This is a genomic window from Saccharothrix sp. 6-C, assembly GCF_016695385.1.
GTDB lineage: Bacteria > Actinomycetota > Actinomycetes > Mycobacteriales > Pseudonocardiaceae > Actinosynnema > Actinosynnema texasense.
Genome location: NZ_CP064192.1, coordinates 7722269 through 7744134, shown reverse-complemented (window position 1 = coordinate 7744134; position 21866 = coordinate 7722269). Strand labels below are relative to the sequence as shown.

The following is a 21866-nucleotide window of genomic DNA, read 5'->3' as shown; positions in this document are numbered from 1 at the left end:
TTTTGCTAGCGTCCGACCGGTGATCCGAACCGCTGAACCGGTCTCACCGGTCCGCACGAGGCTCCGGGCGGCGGTCGGCGCGGCCGTGGCCGGCGCGCTGCTCACCGCGGTGGCCCCGGTCGTCGGCGTGGTCGACGGCTCCGCGCCGCCCGCGTTCACCGCCTGGCCGGCGCTGGCCCCGCTCGCCCTGCTCCCGACGGCCCTGGCCGTGCTCTTCCTCGCCCGCGGGCAGGAGCTCACCGCGGCGGCGGCCCTCGTGGCGCCCGCCGTGTTCGCCGTCGGCCGGCTGTTCGCCGACCTGCAGCTCCTCGTCGACCCGATCGACGCCGCGCGCCCCGAGCTGATGCGCCCGACCAGCCTCGACCCGCCCGGACCCGCCGCGGGCCTGTGGCTGCTCCTGGCCGGGCACGTCCTGCTCATCGGCGCGGGCCTGCTGGCCACCCTGGGCGCGGAACCGGACGCGCGCGGCGAACGCGCGAACTTCGCCCTGCCGGCCACGGCGGGGATCGTCGCGGGCATCGGCCTGTTCACCGCGCCGTTCACCTCCTCCGACGCGCTGATCCCGGCGCGCGGGGCGGTCGACTCGCCGACGCTGCCGATGGTCGGCGGTCTCGTCCTCACCCTGGCCGCGCCCGCGCTCGCCGTCCTCGCGGCCAGCGCCACCACGCACGAGGCACGCCGGGGCGGGCTGCTCGGCCTCGCCGCCGTCCTGCTGTCCTGCGCCGTGCCGCCGATCGCCGCGGCCGTCGCGGTCGACGCCCTCGGCCTCGCCGTGGGCCCCTTCCTGGTCCTCGCCGGCGCCGTCGCGCTCGCCTGGCCGCAGCGGGCCGTGCGCGACGACAAGAACACAGAAGAGCGCGACGTCGAGCTGCCGGGCCAACGCCGCCTGCACGTCATCGCGGGCACCCTCGGCCTGATCGCCGCCGCGATGGCCGCGGTCGGCGCGTCGACCGACCACCTGGTCCTGCCCGACGGCTCACCGCCGCCCGTCGACTACGCCGCCCGCCTGCTCTGGCCGGCCGCGATCGCGACCGGCGTCCTGGCCGCCGCGCTGCTGGCCAAGGCCGCCGTCCGCCCCGCCTTCACCGTCGCCGTCGCCACCATCCCGCTCAGCGCCGCCGGCGCGCTCGACGCCGTCTTCACCGCGACCCGGGTCGACGTGGTCCAGCCCGGCGCCGGGGTCTGGTTCACGGCGGGCTCCGTGGTCGCCGCCGCGGCTGCCGCCGTCACCGCCGCCCTGGCCGGCGCGGTCGAGCGGGACGAGGTGGGCACGGCCCCGGCCGAACCGCCGCTGCCGCTGCTCGCCGCCGCCCTGATCGCCGCGCTGCTCGCGGTCGGCGCGTTCGCCCTGCCCGTGCTGCGGGCCCCGGACTACGTGGCGATCGGCGCGTTCGGGCTGCGCGTCGGCTCGTTCGGCCTGCTCGTGGCGTTGCTCGCGGTCGTGGTCGCGGCGGTGGTCGCGCTCAGGGCCCGGCCGGGCCGCGGCGCGGCCCTGCTGCTGGGCGCGGCCGTCGTCACCGCCGTGCGCGCCTGGGAGTACCCGCTCACGGCGGCGCGCGCCGCCGAGGCCGCCCCCGGTCCGGGGCTGTGGCTGGCCGCCGCCGCGACGGCCGCGTTCGTCATCGCCGGCGCCCTGCGGACGGCCCGCTGAACCGACCGCGCGCCCACCCGCCCGACCGGCGGTCGTGATCGACCTCACCACCTCTATGACGGAGTTCACGGGCGTGGGGTGCGGTGGACTCCGGGCAGGTCGATAGTGTCTTGCGAAGCCGCGTCGAGCCGGTCCCCCCACGGCTGTGCCGGCGTTCCAGGTGATGCCTGGTACGTGTGGGCACCAGGCCCCAGCCTGGAGCGCCGGGACCTCAGAGGACCGCACGACCTGACGCGGTGTCCGACACCGACGTCGCAGGAGACCCGAGTGGACCTGTACGAGTACCAGGCGAAGGACCTCTTCGCCGCCCACGACGTCCCGGTACTTCCGGGCGACGTGGCGACCACCCCCGCCGAGGCCAAGGCCATCGCGGAGCGCTTCGGCCAGACCGTCGTGGTCAAGGCCCAGGTCAAGACGGGCGGCCGCGGCAAGGCCGGCGGCGTCAAGCTCGCCGAGACCCCGGACGAGACCGAGGTCAAGGCCGAGGCGATCCTCGGCCTGGACATCAAGGGCCACATCGTCCACCGCGTGCTGGTGACGCCCGCGTCCGACATCGCCGAGGAGTACTACTTCTCCTTCCTCCTCGACCGCGCCAACCGCACCTTCCTGGCCATGGCCAGCGTCGAGGGCGGCATGGACATCGAAGAGGTCGCCGCGACCAAGCCCGAGGCCCTGGCCAAGGTGCCGGTGGACGCGATCACCGGTGTCGACCGCGCGAAGGCCGACGAGATCGTGGCCGCCGCCAAGTTCCCCGCCGAGGTGGCCGACCAGGTCGCCGACGTCATCGTGAAGCTCTGGGAGACCTTCGTCTCCGAGGACGCCACGCTGGTCGAGGTCAACCCGCTGGTCCGCGACCCCGAGGGCAAGATCGTCGCCCTCGACGGCAAGGTCACGCTCGACGAGAACGCCTCCTTCCGCCACCCCGACCACGAGGCGCTGGTGGACAAGCAGGCGGAGGACCCGCTGGAGGCCAAGGCCAAGGCGAAAGGCCTCAACTACGTCAAGCTGGACGGCCAGGTCGGCATCATCGGCAACGGCGCCGGTCTCGTGATGTCCACCCTCGACGTGGTGGCGTACGCGGGCGAGAAGCACAAGGGCGTCAAGCCCGCGAACTTCCTCGACATCGGCGGCGGCGCGTCGGCCGAGGTCATGGCCAACGGCCTGGACATCATCCTGCACGACCCCGACGTGCGTTCCGTCTTCGTGAACGTCTTCGGCGGCATCACCGCGTGCGACGCGGTGGCCAACGGCATCGTGGCCGCGCTCGGCATCCTGGGCGACGAGGCCAAGAAGCCGCTCGTGGTCCGCTTGGACGGCAACAACGTGGAGGAGGGCCGCCGGATCCTCGCCGAGGCCAACCACCCGCTGGTCACCGTGGTGGACACTATGGACAACGCGGCCGACAAGGCCGCCGAGCTCGCGGCTGCGGGGGTCTGACGATGGCTATCTTCATCACCAAGGACAGCAAGGTCATCGTCCAGGGCATGACCGGCGCCGAGGGCACCAAGCACACCAAGCGGATGCTGGCCTCCGGTACGAACATCGTCGGCGGCGTGAACCCGCGCAAGGCCGGCGAGAAGGTCGACTTCGACGGCAACGTGCTGCCGGTGTTCGGGTCCGTGACCGAGGCCATGGAGGCGACCGGCGCCGACGTCACCGTGATCTTCGTGCCGCCGGCGTTCGCCAAGGCGGCCGTGATCGAGGCGATCGACGCGGGCATCGGCCTGGCCGTCGTGATCACCGAGGGCATCCCGGTGCACGACACCGCCGCGTTCTGGGCGCACGCCGTGGCGACCGGCAACAAGACCCGGATCATCGGCCCGAACTGCCCCGGCCTGATCAGCCCCGGGCAGTCCAACGCGGGCATCATCCCGGCCAACATCTCCGGCGCGGGCAAGATCGGTCTGGTGTCGAAGTCCGGCACGCTGACCTACCAGATGATGTACGAGCTGCGCGACTTCGGCTTCTCCACCGCCATCGGCATCGGCGGCGACCCGATCATCGGCACCACCCACATCGACGCGCTGGCGGCCTTCGAGGCCGACCCGGAGACCGTGGCGATCGTGATGATCGGCGAGATCGGCGGCGACGCCGAGGAGCGGGCCGCGGCCTACGTCAAGGAGAACGTCACCAAGCCGGTCGTCGGCTACGTGGCGGGCTTCACCGCGCCCGAGGGCAAGACGATGGGCCACGCGGGCGCGATCGTGTCCGGCTCGGCCGGCACCGCGCAGGCGAAGAAGGAAGCCCTGGAGGCGGCGGGCGTCAAGGTCGGCAAGACGCCGAGCGAGACGGCCGCGCTGATGCGGGAGATCATGCAGTCCATCGGCTGACACTGGGCCGTTCGTGCGAACGCTGAGGGCCGCCTCCCCCGGGAGGTGGCCCTCAGTGCGTTCCGGGGACGAGTCAATGCGCACATTGGGGGGAACCACGGAGGTCCGGTCGCCGTCGGAGAGTGCGCATCGGCTAGCGTTCTGTCGACCCGAAATCAGTTCCGAAGGTGGAGGAGACCGCATCATGTCCCAGCCGTACGGCGCCCCTCAGCAGCAGCCGGGTCCGGCGCAGCCGGCGGTGGGTGTGAACCTGAACCTCATCCTTCCGCTGGTCGCCGCCGGTCTGGCGCTGATCGCGTTCCTGCTCGCGTTCGCCGACGACGTCCAGTTCGACGACTTCCTGATCGCGGCGGGCATCCTCGCCGGCCTGTCCGTGCTGCCGCGGGCACCCAAGGGCCTGCTGTACGCGGCGGTGCCGATCGCGCTGATCCCCACGCTCAGGCTGCTCCAGGGGCTGATCACCACCGAGGCCGACGTCCAGGGCATGCAGATCGTGCTGCTGATCGTGTCGCTGCTGCTGTCGGCGGCCGTCGTGATGAGCCTCCTGCTGGAGACCGGCATCGTGAAGCTCCAGCCGAAGCCCGCGAACGTCTACGGCCAGCCCGGTGGCTGGAACCCGCAGTCCGGCGCGTTCCCGCAGCAGGGCCAGCAGCCGCAGCAGTTCGGCCCGCCGTCCGGCCAGTTCGGCCAGCAGGCGCCGCCGCCCCAGCAGGCCCAGCAGCCGGGCCAGCCGCAGCCGACGTCCTACATGCCGCAGCCCGGCCAGTTCGGCCAGCCCGGCCAGCAGCCCGGCCAGGGCACGCCGCCCGGTGGGTTCGGCGGCCCGCAGCAGGGCTGACCAAGTCGTGGGAGGGGTGGCGCGGGTGTCCGGCGCCACCCCTCTTCGCGTGTCCGGCGAGTCTCGCCCGAACGGCTCACCGCTACTGGGACAGTGGGAGGATGTCGGTGCAGCAAACGACCTCGCACGGCGTCGTGACGGACTCCGTCCGCCCGCCCGAGTTCTCCCGCGCCGAACGGGTGCGCGTGCTCACTATGACCGCCGCCGGGTCGGTGGTGGTCGGTTACGCGGGCGTCGCCGCCCTGCTGGCGCTGATCTCCTCGACGGCCGCGCACGCGTCGTTCTCGACGACCGGCGTGCTGACGGCCGCCGCGCCGGGCTGGCTGGTCGCGCACCACGTGCCGCTGCGCTTCGACGGCGGGCAGCTCGGCCTGCTGCCGCTGCTGCCGACGGCGCTGGTGATGCTGCTGGTGTACCGGGCGGCGGCGGGCGCGGCGGACCGGTTGGGGCTGTTCGAGCCGTTGCAGGCGCGGTCGGTGGTGTTCAGCATCGCCGGCGCGCACGCCGTGGTGGGCAGCGTGATCGCCTTCCTGATGGGTGACGAGGGCCCGGTCCGCGCCACGCCGGCGGTGGCGTTCTTCGGCTGCGCGGTGGTGTCCGGGCTCGCCGCGGTGGCGGGCGTCGCGCAGCGGTGCGGCCTGGTGGAAGTCGTGTTCGAGCGGGTCGACCCGGTGGCGCGGCGCGGGCTGCGGGCGGGCGCGTTGGCGTTGTTCGCGCTGGTCGCGGGCGGCGCCCTGGTGCTGGCGCTCGGGCTGCTGTTCTCGTGGTCGACCACCGCGTCGCTGTTCGACCAGAGCGGCGGCACCATCGGCACCGGCCTCGGCATCTGGCTGCTGTGCCTGGCGTACCTGCCCAACGCGGTGGTCGGCGCGCTGTCGTACGTGGCGGGGGCGGGGTTCTCGATCGGCGCGGCGGTGGTCGGCCCGCTGGAGTTCGTCGGCGGCCCGGTGCCGCCCGTGCCGCTGCTGGCCGCGTTGCCCGAGGCGCAGGCGGGCTACCTGCCGCTGGTGCTCGTGCTGCCGGGCGTGATCGGCGTGGCGGTCGGGTTCTCGCTGCGCGACGCGGCCGAGACGCCGCGGGCCCGGGTGCGCGCGGTGCTGGTCTCGGCGGTCACCGCGGGCGTCACCGCGCTGGTGCTGGCGGCGGTGGCCGGCGGCACGTTGGGCGGCGGGGCGTTCAACCCGGTCACCATCCCGGCCGGGCTGCTGGCCGTGCTCACGTTCGGCTGGGTGGCCGTGCCGGGCGCGGTGGTGGCCTGGTTCGCCGGGCCCCGGCCGCCGCGCGTGGTCCTGCCCGAGCCCGAAGCGGAGGTCGTCGTGGACGCGGAGGACGAAGAGGACTACGACGACGAGGCCGAGTTCGACGCCGAGGACGCCGAGGACGCGGACGAGCTCGAAGAGGAGTACGACGAGGAAGACGAAGAAGACGACGGGGAAGAGGACGACGAGGAGTTCGACCACGACCTCGACGAGTACGACGACCTCGACGACGAGGAACTGGCCGAGGACGACACCGACGACCCCGACCCCGACCGCGACGACTCCGACTCCGACTTCGACGAAGACGACGAGCCCGACGAGGACGAACCGGACGAGGACGACGACTCCGACGAGGGTGACGAGGCCGACGACGTCGACCCGGAGGACCTGGCCGACAAGCCCCGCTAGGCAACGCCTAGGCTGCTCTTGAGCTGCTGTGACAGTCCCCAGCAAGGAGAGCACGCTGAGCGCCGCGACCACACTCCGGCTTCCCGTCCCCGCCAGGGTCGTCGTCCTAGTCTCCGGTTCCGGCACCCTGTTGCAGGCGTTGCTGGACGCGGCGGCCGACCCCGGATACCCGGTCGAGGTGGTCGCCGTCGGCGCCGACCGCGCCGGCATCGAGGGCCTGAGCCGCGCCGAGCGCGCCGGCGTCCCCGCCTTCACGGTGAAGCTGCGCGACCACGCCGACCGCGACGCGTGGGACACCGCGCTCGCCGACGCCGTCGAGTCGCACGAACCCGACCTGGTGGTCTCCGCCGGGTTCATGAAGATCCTCGGACCCGCCTTCCTGGCCCGCTTCGGCGGCCGGATGGTCAACACCCACCCCGCGCTGCTGCCCGCCTTCCCCGGCGCGCACGGCGTCCGGGACGCCGTCGACTACGGCGTGAAGGTGAGCGGCGCGACCGTGCACCTGGTGGACGGCGGTGTGGACACCGGGCCGATCCTGGCCCAGGAAGCGGTCGTCGTCGCCGATGACGACGACGTCGAAAGCCTGCACGAGCGCATCAAGGTGGTGGAGCGGCGGCTGCTGGTCGACGTGGTCGCCCGCCTGGCCCGCGAGGGCTGCACCGTGAACGGACGAAAGGTGAGCATCCCGTGACCACTCCTGCCGAGAGGCGACCGGTTCGCCGGGCCCTGATCGGGGTTTCCGACAAGTCGGGTCTGGTGGAACTGGCCACCGGCCTGCACGCGGCCGGAGTCGAGATCGTCTCCACCGGCGGCACGGCGCGCGCGCTGGCCGACGCGGGCGTGCCGGTCACGCCGGTCGAGCAGGTCACCGGGTTCCCGGAGGCGCTGGACGGCCGGGTGAAGACGCTGCACCCCGGCGTGCACGCGGGCCTGCTCGCCGACACCCGGCGTGAAGAGCACCTGGCGAAGCTGCGCGAGCTGGGCATCGAGCCCTTCGACCTGCTCGTGGTGAACCTGTACCCGTTCGCCCGCACCGTCGCGTCGGGCGCGTCGGCGGACGAGTGCGTGGAGCAGATCGACATCGGCGGCCCCGCGATGGTGCGCGCGTCGGCGAAGAACCACGCCAGCGTGGCCGTCGTCGTGGACCCGTCGCGGTACTCGTGGGTGCTGGAGCAGGTCGAGGCCGGCGGCTTCACGCTGGCCGAGCGGCAGGGCCTGGCCGTGGACGCGTTCCGGCACACCGCGTCCTACGACGTGGCCGTGGCGTCGTGGCTGGGCAGCGCGGTCGCGTCGGACGACGAGGGCTCCGGCTTCCCCGGCTGGGTCGGCGCGACGTGGAACCGCAAGCAGGTGCTGCGCTACGGCGAGAACCCGCACCAGCGGGCGGCGCTGTACACGCAGGGCGACGGGCGTTCCGGGCTGGCGACGGCGGAGCAGCTGCACGGCAAGGAGATGTCCTACAACAACTTCGTGGACGCCGACGCGGCCTGGCGGGCGGCGTGGGACCACGAGCTGCCGTGCGTGGCGATCATCAAGCACGCCAACCCGTGCGGCATCGCGGTGTCCAAGGTGGACGGTCCGGGTGCGATCGCCGAGGCGCACCGCAACGCGCACGCGTGCGACCCGGTGAGCGCGTTCGGCGGCGTGATCGCGGCGAACCGCGAGGTGACCGTGGAGATGGCCGAGCAGGTGGCGGAGATCTTCACCGAGGTGATCATCGCGCCCTCGTACGCGGACGGCGCGGTGGACGTGCTCACCCGCAAGAAGAACATCCGCATCCTGGTCGCGCCGGCGCCCGAGCGCGGCGGGGTCGAGATGCGCGCGGTGTCCGGCGGGTTGTTGGTGCAGACGTCGGACACCATCGAGGCCGAGGGCGACGACCCGGCCAAGTGGACCCACGTGTGCGGCACGCCGTTGGACGAGGAGGGCTTGGCCGACCTCGCGTTCGCGTGGCGGGCCTGCCGGGCGGTGAAGTCGAACGCGATCCTGCTGGCGTCCGGCGGCGCGACCGTCGGCGCGGGCATGGGCCAGGTCAACCGGGTCGACGCGGCGCGGCTGGCGGTGGCGCGTGCCGGTGACCGGGCGCGGGGCGCGGTGGCCGCGTCGGACGCGTTCTTCCCGTTCCCGGACGGGCTCGAGGTGCTGCTGGAGGCCGGTGTGCGCGCGGTCGTGCAGCCCGGCGGGTCGGTGCGCGACGCCGAGGTGATCGCGGCGGCGGAAGCGGCCGGTGCGACCGTGTACCTCACCGGCACGCGGCACTTCGCGCACTAGCCACAGGTCGACGGGGGGCTCTTCGCCGAGTGCGAGGAGCCCCCTTCGGCGTTACCCGGTCACTTCCTCGGCGACCTTGAGGGCCACCGCCTCGGCGTCCGCGACCGGGAAGTCCGAGTCGGCGAGGAAACCCTTGTCGTGGCCCTGGTAGCGGATGTTCCACACCACCGTGCCCTTGCGCACCAACAGGTTCACCTCGGTGAGGTCGGCCGGCGAGGACGGGATGAGGATCATCGACTCGTCGCCGACGCCGAGGGCCTTGGCCTGCTCGCCGGTGGCGTACGAGGTGAAGCTCGCGTAGTTGTCGCGCGCCTGGTCGAGGTTGCGGTCCGGCTTGTCGGAGAACGTGGTGAAGTCGTAGACGAGGAAGCTGAGGCGGCGCGGGTCGCGGCCGTCCTCGCCCTTGGTCTGCTCCCACGCGCAGTGGGTCTGCTTCATGCCCTTCTTCGCGTCGGTCGGGGCCTGGACGAGGCGGAAGCTGCTGACGTGGGCCTGTGACCTCAGCTCGGCGCTCAGCTCGCACTGGGCGATGGGTTCCGCGCCGGGGCCGCCACCGGGTTCGTCGACGTACTCGAGGTACATCGAGCCGACCACACCGGCCACCACGAGCACGACGACGCCCACCACGATCCCGATGACGAGGCCGGTCCGCTTCTTGCGGGGCGGTGGCGGCGGGCCGTAACCGCCGGGCTGCGGGTGGCTGGGCAGTGGGTGGCCGGGCGGTGGGTGCGGCCCGGCGGGCGGTTGGCCGTACCCGGGCTGCTGCGGCCGGTGCTGGGGCTGTTGCGGGTGCTGAGGTGCGTTCACGGTTCCCCCCGTGGTGCGGTCGGTGCGCGCGAAGCAGTGTGCCGGCCACCCGATCGTGGACGCTGCCGGCATTGACAGCGGGTGGTTCTCTCGGGATAAGATCACCATGTCGTTCGAACAGATGTTCGACAGACAGGTCGCCGAACTTCCCACGGCGATCCGCGCACAGGGGTGCGCGCGGATCTGTGGGAGGAGGGCGGGTGTCCAGGTCGGCAACGGCGACGCTGACCGCGCTCGGGGTAGGCGCGGCGGGCGAGCTGACCACGGCACCGGTCCGGGCCCTGCCGGTTCGCGGGGAACTGGCAGGGCTCCTCCCGTGGGGCGGCCTGCGGCGGGGCAGCACGGTGTCGGTGCGAGGGTCGACATCGCTGCTGTTCGCGCTGATGGCCGCGGCGACCGCGGAAGGGTGCTGGGCGGCCGTGGTCGGCCTGCCGGGGTGCGGGGCACTCGCGGCGGCCGAGTTGGGCGTGGCCGTCCACCGGCTCGCCCTGGTCCCCCGGCCTGGCCGGGACCAGGGCGAGGTCGAGAAGACCGTGGCGGCCCTGCTGGACGGGTTCGACCTGGTCGTGCTCGCCACGCCGGTCACACCCGCGACTTCGCGCAAGCTCTCGGCCCGGGCGCGCCACCGCAAAGCGGTCCTGCTGCCCTTCACGGTCTCGTGGCCCGGCGCGGACGTGGAGCTGACGGCGACCACCGGCCACTGGACCGGCCTGACCGAGGGCCACGGCCTCCTGACCTCGCGGACGGTCAGCGTTCAAGCCACAGGCCGCGGCGCCGCCGCGAGGCCGCGGCGGACGAACCTGCTGCTGCCCGCGCCCGCCGCCGAGGCGCCGGCCCGTCCCGCCCTGGTCTCCCTCCCGCCCGCCGACCGGCCCACCGACCCACCGCCGGCCACCGGCCCGCCCTTGTCGCCCTTGTCGACCACCGCCGTCGAAGCGGTGGTGTGAGCCGTGCGCGTCCCCGATCCGTCGTCGAAGAGGTGAACCCCCTGTACACGCTTGCCGTCTGGTGCCCTGACTGGCCGGTGGTGGCGGCCTCCGCCGAGGCCTCCCTCCCACCGCACCTCCCCGCCGCCGTCGTCGGATCGGGTGAAGTCGTCGCCTGTTCTGCGGTCGCGCGCGCCGAAGGGGTGCGGCGCGGGATGCGGCGGCGCGCGGCGCAGGGGCAGTGTCCCGAGCTGGCCGTCTTCGAGTACGACGAGGTGCGCGACGCCCGTCTCTTCGAACCGGTCGCGGCGGCGGTGGAGGAGCTCGCGCCCGGGATCGAGGTGGTCCGGCCGGGGCTGGTGGTCGTCGCCGCCCGGGGTCCGGTCGGGTACTTCGGGTCCGCCGAGTCGGCCGCCGAGCGCCTGGTCGACCACATCGCGGCGCACGCCGGGGTCGAGGCGCAGGTCGGGTTCGCCGACGGGCTGTTCGCGTCGACCCTGGCCGCGCACCGGGGGCTGGTCGTGCCGGCGGGCCGCACCCGGGAGTTCCTCGCGCCGCTGGGCGTCCACGAGCTCGACCAGCCCGCCGAGCGCCGTGAGGACCGGGCCGCGCTGGTCGACCTGCTGCGCCGCCTCGGCCTGCGCACCCTGGGCGCGTTCGCCGCCGTGCCCGAACGCGACGTCGCCACCCGCTTCGGCCGCGCCGCCGTGCTGGCCCACCGGCTGGCCGCCGGGCTGGAGGAACGCGCCAGGTCACGTCGCCGCCCGCCGCCCGAGCTGTCGGTCACCCGGGAACTGGACCCGCCGATCGACCGGGTCGACGCGGCGGCGTTCGCGGCCAAGGGCCTCGCCGAACAGCTGCACGCGCGCCTCGCCGACCGCGGCTTGGCCTGCACCCGCCTCGGCATCCGGGCCACCACCGAGAACGGCGAGGAGCTGCACCGGCTGTGGCGCTGCGCCGAGCCGCTCACCCCGCAGGGCATCGCCGACCGCGTCCGCTGGCAGCTCGACGGCTGGCTCACCCGGGCTCGCCTCGACCGGCCCGGCCCCACCTCCGGCATCCGGCTGCTGCGCCTGGACCCCGAAGAGGTGGTCGACGCCACCGCGCTGCAACCGGGCCTGTGGCCGGGCGCGGGACAGGACCAGGGCGAGGCGGCGGAACGCGCGGCGCGCGCGATGGTGCACGTCCAAGGCCTGCTCGGGCCGGACGCCGTGCTCACGCCCGTGCTCGGCGGTGGCCGTGGGCCGGTGGAGCGGGTGCGGCTGGTGCCGTGGGGCGACGAGCGCACCCCGGCGGCGGACCCGGGCCTGCCGTGGCCGGGGCAGCTGCCCGGACCGTCGCCCGCGACGGTGTTCGCCGAACCCGAACCGGTCGCGCTGCTGGACTCCTCGGGCGCGGACGTCGTGGTCACCGGCTACGCCGAGCTGGTCGTGCGGCCGCACCGGATCGTGCACGGCGGCCGTGCGCGGCAGGTCGTGGCGTGGTCGGGGCCGTGGCCGGTGGACGAACGCTGGTGGGACGCGGAGACCGCGATGCGCGGCGCCCGACTGCAAGTGCTGGGAACCGCGGCGGACGGCGAGGAACTCGCGTTCCTGCTGATCCGCGCGGGTGGCAAGTGGACGGTGGAAGGGGTGTACGACTGATGAGCGGTGACTTCTCCGAGCAGGATCGCCGGAGCCTGGCCGAGTGGCTGGACGACTGCGCCGGGCCGGACCGGCGCGAGGTGCCGGACCAGCGCGGCGAACCGGCCTACGTGGTGAGCTTCGGCTGGCTCCCGGCGCGGCTGCCCGCGGCGGGGCCGGCGATCCCGTCGCCCCGGCGAGCACCGGACGACTCGCGCTGATGGGCTGGAACAACCCGCCGGTCCGGTGGTCGGAGCTGGAACGCGCGCTGTCGGGCAAGCCTCCCGCGCCCGACGGCGGCGACGGCCCGGCGTGGTCGCGCCACCGCGACCGCTACGAGGCGCCGTCCGACTTCGCGGTCAAGGTGGACGACCTCGGGTCGACCCGCGCCCGCGTGCCGTACGTCGAGCTGCACTGCCACTCCAACTTCAGCTTCCTCGACGGCGCGAGCCACCCGGAGGAGCTAGTGGAGGCGGCGCAGCAGCTCGGGCTGGACGGGGTGGCGTTGACCGACCACGACGGCATGTACGGCGTGGTCAGGTTCGCCGAGGCGGCCAAGGAGCTCGGCGTGCGCACGGTGTTCGGCACGGAGCTGAGCTTCGGGCTGTCCGCGCCGCAGAGCGGTGCGCCGGACCCGGAGGGCGAGCACCTGCTCCTGCTGGCCGCCAACCGCGCCGGCTACCACGCGCTGTGCCGCACGATCACCACCGGCCAGCTCGCGGAGGGCAGCGAGAAGGGCCGGCCGGTGTACCGGTTGGAGGAGGTCGTCGCGGACACCCGGGACGACTGCGTCGTGCTCACCGGCTGCCGCAAGGGCGCGGTGCGGCGGGCGTTGGCGCGGGAAGGGCCGGCGGCGGCGTTCGCGCAGCTGCGGAGGCTGGTCGAGCTGTACGGGACGGACCGGGTGTTCGTGGAGCTGACCGACCACGGCTATCCCGAGGACGGGCCGCGCAACGACCTGCTGTGGGGCATGGCCCACGACCTGGGGCTGCCGACCGTGGCGACGAACGCCGTGCACTACGCGGTGCCCGCGCGGGGTCGGTTGGCGGCGGCGATGGCGGCGGTGCGGGCGCGGCGCAGCCTGGACGAGATGGCGGGGTGGCTGCCGCCCGGCCGGACGGCGTGCTTGCGGTCGGGGGAGGAGATGGCCCGCCGGTTCGCCCGGTTCCCCGGCGCGGTGCACCGCTCGGCCGTGCTCGGCCTGCAGTGCCAGTTCGACCTCAAGCTGATCGCGCCGGAACTGCCGCCGTTCGACGTGCCGCCGGGGCACGACGAGAACAGCTACCTGCGTGAGCTGACCTACGCGGGCGCGGCCCGCCGCTACCGTTCGATCGGCGAGAACCCCCGCGCGTACCAGCAGGTCGAGCACGAGCTGAAGATCATCAAGGAGTTGAACTTCCCCGGCTACTTCCTCGTGGTGCACGACATCGTCTCGTTCTGCCGGCGCAACGGCATCCTCTGCCAGGGCCGAGGGTCGGCCGCGAACTCCGCGGTCTGCTACGCCCTCGGCATCACCAACGTCGACGCGGTCCGCTTCGACCTGCTCTTCGAGCGCTTCCTGGCGCCGGCCCGCGACGGCCCTCCCGACATCGACCTCGACATCGAGTCCGACCGCCGTGAGGAGGCCATCCAGTACGTCTACCGCAAGTACGGCCGGCGGCACGCCGCGCAGGTCGCCAACGTCATCAGCTACCGCGGCCGGTCGGCGATCCGCGACGTGGCGCGGGCACTCGGCTACTCGGTCGGCCAGCAGGACGCGTGGAGCAAGCAGATCGACCGCTGGGGCCCGCTGCGGTCCGCGGTGGAGGAGGGCGGCATCCCGGGGCCGGTGCTGGAACTGGCCGCCGAGCTGGAGAACTTCCCCCGGCACCTGGGCATCCACTCCGGTGGCATGGTCATCTGCGACCGGCCGGTCAGCGAGGTGTGCCCGGTCGAGAAGGGCCGGATGACCGACCGCACGGTGTTGCAGTGGGACAAGGACGACTGCGCCTCCATCGGGTTGGTCAAGTTCGACCTGCTCGGCCTCGGCATGCTCTCGGCGTTGCACTACGCCATCGACCTGGTGCGCGAGCACCACGGCGTCGAGGTCGACATCGGCGACCTCGACCTGGAGGACCAACGCGTCTACCGGATGTTGCAGCGCGCCGACTCGGTGGGCGTGTTCCAGGTGGAGAGCCGCGCCCAGATGGCGACCTTGCCCCGGCTCAAGCCGCGGACGTTCTACGACCTGGTGGTGGAGGTCGCGCTCATCCGCCCCGGCCCGATCCAGGGCGGTTCGGTGCACCCCTACATCCGCCGGCGCAACGGCAAGGAGCAGTGGGACTACGACCACCCCCTGCTGGCGGGCGCGCTCAAGAAGACCCTCGGCGTGCCGCTGTTCCAGGAGCAGCTCATGCAGATCGCCGTCGACGTGGCCGACTTCAGCCCCGCCGAGGCCGACGAACTGCGCCGCGCCATGGGCGCCAAACGCTCCACGCACCGGATGGAACGCCTCCGTGAACGCTTCTACGAAGGCGCCAAGGCCAACGGCATCGGCCCGGACCTGGCGGAGAAGATCTACGCGAAGCTGTTGGCGTTCGCGAACTTCGGCTTCCCCGAGAGCCACGCGCTCAGCTTCGCGCACCTCGTGTTCGTCAGCGCCTGGTTCAAGCTCTACTACCCGGCCGCGTTCTGCGCGGCGTTGCTGCGCGCTCAGCCCATGGGCTTCTACTCCCCTCAGTCGTTGGTCGCGGACGCCCGCCGTCACGGCGTGCTCGTGCTCGGTCCGGATGTGAACGCCAGCCTCCCGCACGCCACCCTGGAGTTGGTGGACGGTGAGCAAGCCGTGCGCATCGGCCTGGGCGGTATCCGGACGATCGGTCGGAAGGTCGCCGAAGAGGTGGTCGCGCAACGCGAGTCGGGCCCGTTCCGGGACATGGCGGACTTCGGCGGTCGGGTCCGGCTGACCACGGCCCAGGTCGAGGCCATGGCGACGGCGGGCGCGTTCGGGTGTTTCGGGCTGGACCGGCGTGCCGCGCTGTGGTCGGCGGGAGCCGTGGCGAAGATCCGGCCCGACCGCCTGCCGGGGACCGCGGTCGGCACCGAGGCGCCCGCCCTGCCCGGCATGGACGAGGTCGAGCTGGCGGTGGCCGACGTCTGGGCGATGGGGTTGTCCCCGGACAGCTTCCCCACCGAGTTCGTCCGGGACCGCTTGACGGCGCTGGGCGCCCTCGCCACCGCCGACCTGGCGAAGGTGCCCAACGGCGCCAAGGTCCTGATCGGCGGCGCGGTGACCCACCGGCAACGCCCGGGCACCGCGGGCGGGGTCACGTTCCTCAACATCGAGGACGAGACCGGAATGGTCAACGTCGTCTGCACCACGGGCCTGTGGGCCCGCTACCGCAAAGTCGCCCGAACCAGCCCCGCTCTGCTGGTGCGAGGCGTCGTCGAGTCCGCGGAAGGCGTGATCAGCATCCGCGCGGAGCGACTGCAACAACTGGACCTGCGCATCCCCTCCCGCTCACGGGACTTCCGCTGACCTGTGTCGTAACTCGCAGGCACGAGCCAGCCGACGAGTCGGGCACGGTGAGCCGGGTGATCACGCCATCGGCCGCTCCCGGGGCGAACCCACCAGCAGGATCCACCGCGCGTGCGACGGTCGCGGTCGACCCTTGGTCGATCGTCCTGACCGGCGGCAACCTCAACGACCGCACTCTTGGCCAGACCCTCGCGGGTCGTCGCGGACAAGCCGCTCGACCAGGGCCATCCGCGCCCACCTGCGCACCGAGGCATCGCGGCATCGCGGCATCGCGGCATCGATTCCGGGAAGCCGCGACCAGCGGCCCGAACGCGAAGGTGAGGGTTGGCGGGCGTCCGCCGGCCTTCGACCGCACCACCTACAAGCGCCGCAACGTGGTCGACAAGACCACCACCTCCTATCAAGGCCTGCTCGACCTGGCCACCTTGCTCATCTGACTTTGAGAACAGGCCCCAGGAGGCCGGATCAGCCGGACGCCGCGCTCGGCCAGGGATGTGGTCGGTTCGGCGGCGGCACAGCTCTGGTCGGTAAGGGTCACCAGTTCGGCGTGATCGGCGAGCAGACCGCCGGGTACACCTGTCACTCATCGATCTCGGGCCGGCCGCGCTCGACCGGGTGGAGTCGAGCAGCGACCCGGGCCGCGGCCAGGTGACCGGCGGGTGGGCGTCGGTGAGTCTCGGTGGCCTGCCGAGGCGACGCCCGCCCGCGAGGTCGTCGCCGGACTCGACGTCGAGCGCTCCGGCCGGGCCGGACCGCACCAGGTGCCGGCGGTGTGGCCGGTGGCGGCGGGGTTCCGGCCGTGGTGGACGCCGCTGTGGCACGGTCCGGTATTGCTAGCCGCTGTGGCGGGGGTGGCGGGCTTTCGCCGGGAGGCGCTGCCGGCGCCGCGGGCGTCGTGGGTGGTCGTGCTCGTCGCGGGTGTCGCGTCGGTGGTGTCCGATCCAGCGCTGTCGACGTGACGATGTCCGCGGCGTGCCAGCCTCCCGGCTGGCTGGCTGGCCCGGCTGGCTGGCCCGGTTGCCTGGCGCGGCTGCCCGACTCGGCTGGCTGGCGCGGCTGCCTGGCGCGGCTGCCTGGCCCGGTTGCCTGGCCCGGTTGCCTGGCCCGGTTGCCTGGCCCGGCTGGCTGGCGCGGCTGCCTGGCCCGGCTGCCCGACCCAGCTGCCCGACCCGGTTGCCCGACTCGGCTGGCTGGCCCGGTCGCCTGGCCCGGTCGCCTGGCCCGGCTGCCCGACTCGGCTGGCTGGCCCGGTCGCCTGACCCGGCCGCCTGACCCGGCCGCCTGGCCCGGTTGCCTGGCCCGGTTGCCTGGCCCGGCTGGCTGGCGCGGCTGCCTGGCCCGGCTGCCCGACCCAGCTGCCCGACCCGGTTGCCCGACCCGGTTGCCCGACTCGGCTGGCTGGCCCGGTCGCCTGGCCCGGCTGCCCGACTCGGCTGGCTGGCCCGGTCGCCTGGCCCGGTCGCCTGACCCGGCCGCCTGGCTCGGCTGCCTGGCTCGGCTGCCTGGCCCCGCCGCCTGACCCCGTGCCCGCCCAGGTCGCATGACCCGGGCGGGCGGCGATGCGGACCGGTAACCGCCGGCCCTCAGCTCCTGGTCACCCGACGTCCGCCTTGGTGTAAGACGCGAAGACGACACCCGAGTCGAAGATTCTGGTCGACGCTTTGGCGAAGCGAGCCGTCGGGAACTCGCCCGCGAACAGCGGAATGCCCTTGCCCAACACGATCGGGTGGATCTTGAGCATTAGTTCGTCGATCTCGGGCAGCAAGGCGGCGGCGAGCCTGCCTCCGCCGCACAGCCAGATGCCCGAGTCGCCGGGCTCGGCCTTCAGCTCACGGACCTTGGCCAGCGGATCCGCGACGACCTCCACGTCGTCCGGGGTGGTGTTCAGCCTGGTCGACGCCACGTACTGGCGCAGATGTGGATAGGGGCTCGGCAGGCCGTCCGGCAGTTGATAGGTGGCGCGGCCCATGAGGACCGTGTCGAAGTGCTGGTTCGGCGCGTCGATGCCCATGGCTTCCCGGGCCTGTGCGGGCAGCGTGTCGGGGTACTCCTCGACCTGGGCGGTCAGGTGGTCGCCCTCGAACAGGAAGTCGCCGTAACCGCCCTTGGGGTCGGCGATGAAACCGTCGAGCGAGGTCGCGACGAAGTAGGTGAGGGTTCGCATGGTGGGGCTCCTTCGGGGTGGTCCGGATGGATTCGAGGCTTCAGCAACCACTCCGACTGTAGTACTATGGTCGGAGTGGTTGTCAAGGAGGAATCGTGGTGCGTAACCCGAACCGGCGCATGGCGCTGGTCGACGCGGCGATCGAGGTGTTGGCGCGCGAGGGCGCGAGAGGGCTGACGTTCCGCGCCGTGGACCAAGAGGCGGCGGTGCCCAACGGCACGGCGTCGAACTACTTCACCAGTCGTGACGACTTGCTGCGGCAGGTCGGCGAGCACATCCACGTGCGGCTCACGCCGGACGCGCAGCGGCTGGCCAGGACGATGGACGCGCCACCGGACAAGAGCCTCGTGGTGCGCCTGCTGCAAGACCTGCTGGGGCGCCTCCAGGTCGACCGCACGGGCTACCTGGCCCTGCTGGAGCTGAGACTGGAGGCCACCAGACGCCCCGAGCTCCAGGCCGCGTTGACCAAGACGATCAGCGACAACCTGGAGCAGAACGTCCGCTTCCACCTGGACGCGGGCCTACCCGGCGACCGCACCACGGTGGTGTCGCTCTACCTGGCGATGAGCGGCCTGATGGTGGAGCACCTGACCCTGCCCGACGTGCTGCCGGAAGAGGAGCTGACGGAGGTGATCACGGCACTGGTCGAGCGGACCTAGGCCGCCACCCCGAGCCGAGCCACCCCGAGCCGGGTCACCGATCCAGCGGACCGCCGATGATGGTCATCGCCACGAAGATCACCGCGAAGCCCAGCATCGAGTACAGCAGCGCGTCCACGCTGCGGCCCCGGATCGCGATCAGCCCTGCCTGCTCGTCGGTCACCAGCACCCGCAGCAGCGCGGCGAGCAGCAGCGCGACGCCGATCAGCACCGCGCCCTGCCGCCAGTGGTACTGGACGATCCGCAGCAGACCCAGCCCCGCGACCACGAGCACCAGCGCGAACGGCAGGTGCTTGCCCGCCGCGGACCGCCAGCGCTGCTCCGGCAACAACTCCACCGCTTCCCCGCCTCAGGCCGTGCGCTCGGCTGCCTCGACCGTGTTGGTCAGCAGCATCGCAATGGTCATCGGACCCGCGCCACCCGGGATCGGCGCGAGGAAACCCGCCACCTCGGCCACGGACGGGTGCACGTCGCCCACCAGCCCGGCCTCGGTGCGGGTGATGCCGACGTCGACCACGGCCGCGCCGGGCTTCACCATGTCCGCCGTGATCAGCCCGGGGCTGCCCGCGCCCGCGACGACGATGTCCGCCCGCCGCACCTCGGCGGCCAAGTCCTTGGTGCCGGTGTGGCACAACGTCACCGTGGCGTTCTCGGAACGCCTGGTCAGCAGCAGCCCGATGGGGCGGCCGACCGTCACACCGCGACCGACGACGGTGACGTTCGCGCCCGACAGCGGCACGTCGTACCGGCGCAGCAGCTCCACCACACCGCGCGGCGTGGCGGGCAGCGGGGCCTCGTCGCCGAGCACGAGCTTGCCCAGGTTCACCGGGTGCAGGCCGTCGCCGTCCTTGCGCGGGTCGATGCGCGCCAGGATCGGGTTCGGGTCGAGGTGCTTGGGCAGCGGCAGCTGCACGATGTACGCGGTGCACGCCGGGTCGGCGTTCAGCTCGTCGATCACTTCTTCGAGCTGTGCCTGCGTGATGTCCGCGGGCAGGTCGCGGCGGATCGACGTGATGCCGACCTTCTCGCACGCCAGGTGCTTGCCCCGCACGTACGAGTGGGAGCCCGGGTCGTCACCGACCAGCACGGTGGCCAGCCCCGGCGTCACCCCCCGCTCGCGCAACGCGCCGACCCGCGCCCGCAGGTCTTCGAAGATCGCGTCCCGGGTGGCCCTGCCGTTGAGGATCGTCGCAGTCACGTGCCTCATCCTCTCATCACCGCCGGCCGGGCAACGCGGCGACCACCACGGCGAGCAGCGTCAACGCCGTGCCGATCAGCGCGAGCACGGACACGTGCTCACCTGCGGCGGGAGCGAGGAGGTCGACCACGAGCGCGCCGACGAGCTGGCCCGCGACCTGGCACAGGCCGACGAGCAGGACGCCGAGCCACCGCACCGCCAGCACGGCCGAGCCGATGGTCACCACGCCGAGCGCGCCACCCGCGTAGAACCACGGTTCGCTCGGCGCGGCCGCGGGCAGCCCGCGGAGCGCCACGTCGACCGCGCACACGACGAGGAGCACCGCCGTCCCGGTGCCGAAGTTGACCAAGGTGGTCACGCGGGTGCTCCGCGCGGCCTCGCGCACCAGCCCGTTCACCGCCTGCTGCCAGCCGAGCCCGAACCCGCCCACCGCGGGCAGCAGCGCGAGCCACAGCGCCGACGGGTCACCGGCCTCGTCCGCCACCGCGACCGCGACCGCCACCACGGCCAACGCCGCACCGGCCACGCGCGGCGCGGTCAACGCGACCCGCCCGGCGGGACCGACACCGGCCCGGTCCACCAGCAGGCTGCTCACCGCCTGCGCGCCCACCGCCGCCACGGTGAAGACCGCCACGCCGAGCGCCGCGACCGTCAACCCCTGCGTGGACACGAAGAACGCGCCGCACGCCCCGCCGAGGCACTGCCACCAGCGGATCCGCCCGGTCCGCACCGACGACCGCAGCCGCCTCAACCCGGCCCGCCCGGTCGCCGTCGTCGGCACGCCGAGCAGCAACAACGCGAACCCGCCGCCGAACGACACCAGCGCGGCCAGGAACCCGTCGCCGAACACGTGCCCCAGCTCGCCGTTCAACCGCCCCTGGACGGCCAGGAACGCCCCGCCCACGAACGCGAGCAGCGCGCCGACCACCCGGACCCGGTCACCCAACCGCCGCCGCCTTCCGCTCGCGCACCCGGCTCGCCAGGAACGCCCCGATCAGCGCCGCCACCGTGCTCGCCCCGGCCGCCGCGGCGGGGCCGGAGTGGTCCAGCAGCGACCCGGCGACCGGCAGCGCCAACGCCGAGCCCGCCGTGGTGAACGTGCCCATCCAGCCGAACGCCTCGGCCTTGCGCTCGTCCGGCGCGAGGCCGCTGATCCGCTGGTTGTTCGCCGCGATGGCGGGCGCGATCGCCATGCCTCCCACGACCAGCACCGCGCCGATCAACCACACCGAGGAGGGGTCGAGCACCGGCGGGAGCACCAGCACCAGCGGTGCGACGCCCAGCGCCATCAGCAGCATCCGCCGGGCCAACCGGGCCTGCCCGACGAGCCCGCCCGCGATCAACCCGCCGACCACCGACCCGACGCCCCACACCGCTGTCAGCACCCCGGCCATCGCGGGTCTGCCCAGGTCACGGGCCCACGCGATGATCACCATGTCGATCGACACCAGCGACCCCACCAGGAACAGCGCGGTCAGCAGCGCCATCACCAGCGAACCGTCGCGCAGCAGCGTCCGACCACCGGGCCCGGCCTCCCGGGCCACCGGCCGGTCCAGCCCCGCCCGCCGCAGCGCGCCGCCGAAGCCGAGCGCGCCGAGCACCGCCAGCGCACCGCACAGCCACAGCGCGACCTGCGCGTTCCACACCGCCACCACGGTCGCCGCCAACGCCGGGCCGACGATGTACATGACCTCCTGCATGGACGCCTCGACGGTGAACACCGCCGACTGCGCGGACCCCGTCGCCAGCCGGGGGAAGCTCGCCCGGCTCATCGCCGTCACCGGCGGTGTGGACAACCCCGTCAGGAACGCCACCACCACCGCCAACGGCCACGCCGCACCGGGCGTGACGGCCGGCAGCACGCCCAGCACCGCGATGCCGACGCCGTAGCCCACCGAAGTGACCAGCAGCAACCGCCCGGCCGGGCTCCGGTCCGCCGCGCGTCCCCGCAGCGGGCCCGCGACACCCATGCCCAACGTCAACGCGCCGCCGACCACGCCCGCCAACGCGTACGACCCGGTCCACCCGGCTATCAGGAACGACACCGCCAGCGGCGTGCCCGGCAGGTGGACGCGGCCGACCGTCGACCACAGCAGCAGCGACGGCAGGTGGGGTATCGCGGCGAGTTCCCGGTACGGACGGAGCACGGTGACACTCTGCCCGCACCCACCGACAACGCACCGCCGAATATCCGCGGGAACCCACGGGCCTCGGTT

General features: G+C 73.4%; 20 protein-coding genes. 14 read left to right on the top strand and 6 right to left on the bottom strand.

Translation table 11 applies throughout. From position 1 onward, the window contains the following. Positions 1-19: 19 nt before the first annotated feature. From IOD16_RS33295 to purH, 7 genes are all read left to right on the top strand, one after another. Positions 20-1651 (top strand): hypothetical protein, encoded by a 1632-nt coding sequence (locus IOD16_RS33295; RefSeq protein ID WP_123745352.1) that lies wholly within the window; start codon positions 20-22, stop codon positions 1649-1651. A 267-nt stretch (positions 1652-1918) separates the two neighbouring features. Continuing rightward, positions 1919-3088 carry an ADP-forming succinate--CoA ligase subunit beta gene (sucC, locus tag IOD16_RS33290; protein WP_123745353.1) on the top strand — a complete coding sequence of 390 codons (1170 nt, stop codon included), beginning with the start codon at positions 1919-1921 and terminating at the stop codon, positions 3086-3088. Positions 3089-3090: 2 nt separating this feature from the next. Next, the gene (sucD, locus tag IOD16_RS33285; protein ID WP_123745354.1) at positions 3091-3981 is read left to right on the top strand and encodes a succinate--CoA ligase subunit alpha; all 891 of its coding nucleotides are present in this window, start codon (positions 3091-3093) and stop codon (positions 3979-3981) included. A gap of 184 nt (positions 3982-4165) precedes the next feature. After that, positions 4166-4819 carry a DUF5336 domain-containing protein gene (locus IOD16_RS33280; protein WP_201437651.1) on the top strand — a complete coding sequence of 218 codons (654 nt, stop codon included), beginning with the start codon at positions 4166-4168 and terminating at the stop codon, positions 4817-4819. 101 nt (positions 4820-4920) lie between these two features. Further along, entirely contained in the window at positions 4921-6486 is a 1566-nt protein-coding gene (locus IOD16_RS33275; RefSeq protein ID WP_201437650.1) for a cell division protein PerM, read from the top strand. Between the two features lie 28 nt (positions 6487-6514). Beyond that, a complete protein-coding gene (purN, locus tag IOD16_RS33270; protein ID WP_236594530.1) occupies positions 6515-7177 on the top strand; it encodes a phosphoribosylglycinamide formyltransferase in 663 nt (220 codons plus the stop codon). Next, positions 7174-8757 carry a bifunctional phosphoribosylaminoimidazolecarboxamide formyltransferase/IMP cyclohydrolase gene (gene purH / locus IOD16_RS33265; RefSeq protein WP_123745357.1) on the top strand — a complete coding sequence of 528 codons (1584 nt, stop codon included), beginning with the start codon at positions 7174-7176 and terminating at the stop codon, positions 8755-8757. Before purN ends, purH begins: the two co-directional genes overlap by 4 nt. Positions 8758-8808: 51 nt before the next feature. Here purH and IOD16_RS33260 read toward each other — a convergent pair whose 3' ends face one another. Next, on the bottom strand, positions 8809-9564 hold the full coding sequence (locus tag IOD16_RS33260) for a hypothetical protein (RefSeq protein WP_201437649.1): 756 nt from the start codon (positions 9562-9564) through the stop codon (positions 8809-8811). A gap of 200 nt (positions 9565-9764) precedes the next feature. Between IOD16_RS33260 and IOD16_RS33255 the strand changes: the two genes are divergently transcribed. The 6 genes from IOD16_RS33255 (at position 9765) to IOD16_RS33230 (ending at position 16588) form a co-directional block, all read left to right on the top strand. Continuing rightward, positions 9765-10511 carry a hypothetical protein gene (locus IOD16_RS33255; RefSeq protein ID WP_201437648.1) on the top strand — a complete coding sequence of 249 codons (747 nt, stop codon included), beginning with the start codon at positions 9765-9767 and terminating at the stop codon, positions 10509-10511. Positions 10512-10543: 32 nt separating this feature from the next. Next, on the top strand, positions 10544-12133 hold the full coding sequence (locus tag IOD16_RS33250; protein WP_201437647.1) for a DNA polymerase Y family protein: 1590 nt from the start codon (positions 10544-10546) through the stop codon (positions 12131-12133). Next, the gene (locus tag IOD16_RS33245) at positions 12133-12333 is read left to right on the top strand and encodes a hypothetical protein (RefSeq protein WP_123745361.1); all 201 of its coding nucleotides are present in this window, start codon (positions 12133-12135) and stop codon (positions 12331-12333) included. Before IOD16_RS33250 ends, IOD16_RS33245 begins: the two co-directional genes overlap by 1 nt. Beyond that, the gene (locus IOD16_RS33240) at positions 12333-15629 is read left to right on the top strand and encodes an error-prone DNA polymerase (protein WP_201437646.1); all 3297 of its coding nucleotides are present in this window, start codon (positions 12333-12335) and stop codon (positions 15627-15629) included. The genes IOD16_RS33245 and IOD16_RS33240 overlap by 1 nt, the downstream gene beginning before the upstream one ends. A gap of 56 nt (positions 15630-15685) precedes the next feature. Then, positions 15686-16066, top strand: coding sequence for a hypothetical protein (locus IOD16_RS33235; protein ID WP_201437645.1), 381 nt, complete (start codon positions 15686-15688; stop codon positions 16064-16066). A 222-nt stretch (positions 16067-16288) separates the two neighbouring features. Further along, positions 16289-16588, top strand: a complete 300-nt coding sequence (locus IOD16_RS33230; protein WP_201437644.1) for a hypothetical protein — start codon at positions 16289-16291, stop codon at positions 16586-16588. A 635-nt stretch (positions 16589-17223) separates the two neighbouring features. Here the strand turns inward: IOD16_RS33230 and IOD16_RS33225 are convergent. Beyond that, on the bottom strand, positions 17224-17793 hold the full coding sequence (locus tag IOD16_RS33225) for a dihydrofolate reductase family protein (RefSeq protein WP_201437643.1): 570 nt from the start codon (positions 17791-17793) through the stop codon (positions 17224-17226). Positions 17794-17888: 95 nt separating this feature from the next. On the opposite strand from IOD16_RS33225, the gene IOD16_RS33220 reads away from it, so the two are divergent. Then, positions 17889-18452, top strand: coding sequence for a TetR/AcrR family transcriptional regulator (locus IOD16_RS33220; protein ID WP_201437642.1), 564 nt, complete (start codon positions 17889-17891; stop codon positions 18450-18452). Positions 18453-18486: 34 nt separating this feature from the next. Here the strand turns inward: IOD16_RS33220 and IOD16_RS33215 are convergent, their stop codons facing one another. Genes IOD16_RS33215 through IOD16_RS33200 form a run of 4 tightly spaced genes read right to left on the bottom strand, consistent with a single transcriptional unit; the run spans position 18487 to position 21797 of the window. Next, positions 18487-18780, bottom strand: a complete 294-nt coding sequence (locus tag IOD16_RS33215; RefSeq protein WP_201441671.1) for a DUF3017 domain-containing protein — start codon at positions 18778-18780, stop codon at positions 18487-18489. A gap of 21 nt (positions 18781-18801) precedes the next feature. After that, the gene (locus IOD16_RS33210) at positions 18802-19650 is read right to left on the bottom strand and encodes a bifunctional methylenetetrahydrofolate dehydrogenase/methenyltetrahydrofolate cyclohydrolase (RefSeq protein WP_201437641.1); all 849 of its coding nucleotides are present in this window, start codon (positions 19648-19650) and stop codon (positions 18802-18804) included. A gap of 16 nt (positions 19651-19666) precedes the next feature. Next, positions 19667-20596: a DMT family transporter gene (locus IOD16_RS33205; protein ID WP_201437640.1), complete on the bottom strand. Its 930-nt coding sequence runs from the start codon at positions 20594-20596 to the stop codon at positions 19667-19669. Then, complete coding sequence (locus IOD16_RS33200) at positions 20589-21797, bottom strand: MFS transporter (protein ID WP_201437639.1); 1209 nt, start codon at positions 21795-21797, stop codon at positions 20589-20591. The genes IOD16_RS33205 and IOD16_RS33200 overlap by 8 nt, the downstream gene beginning before the upstream one ends. Positions 21798-21866 lie beyond the last annotated feature (69 nt).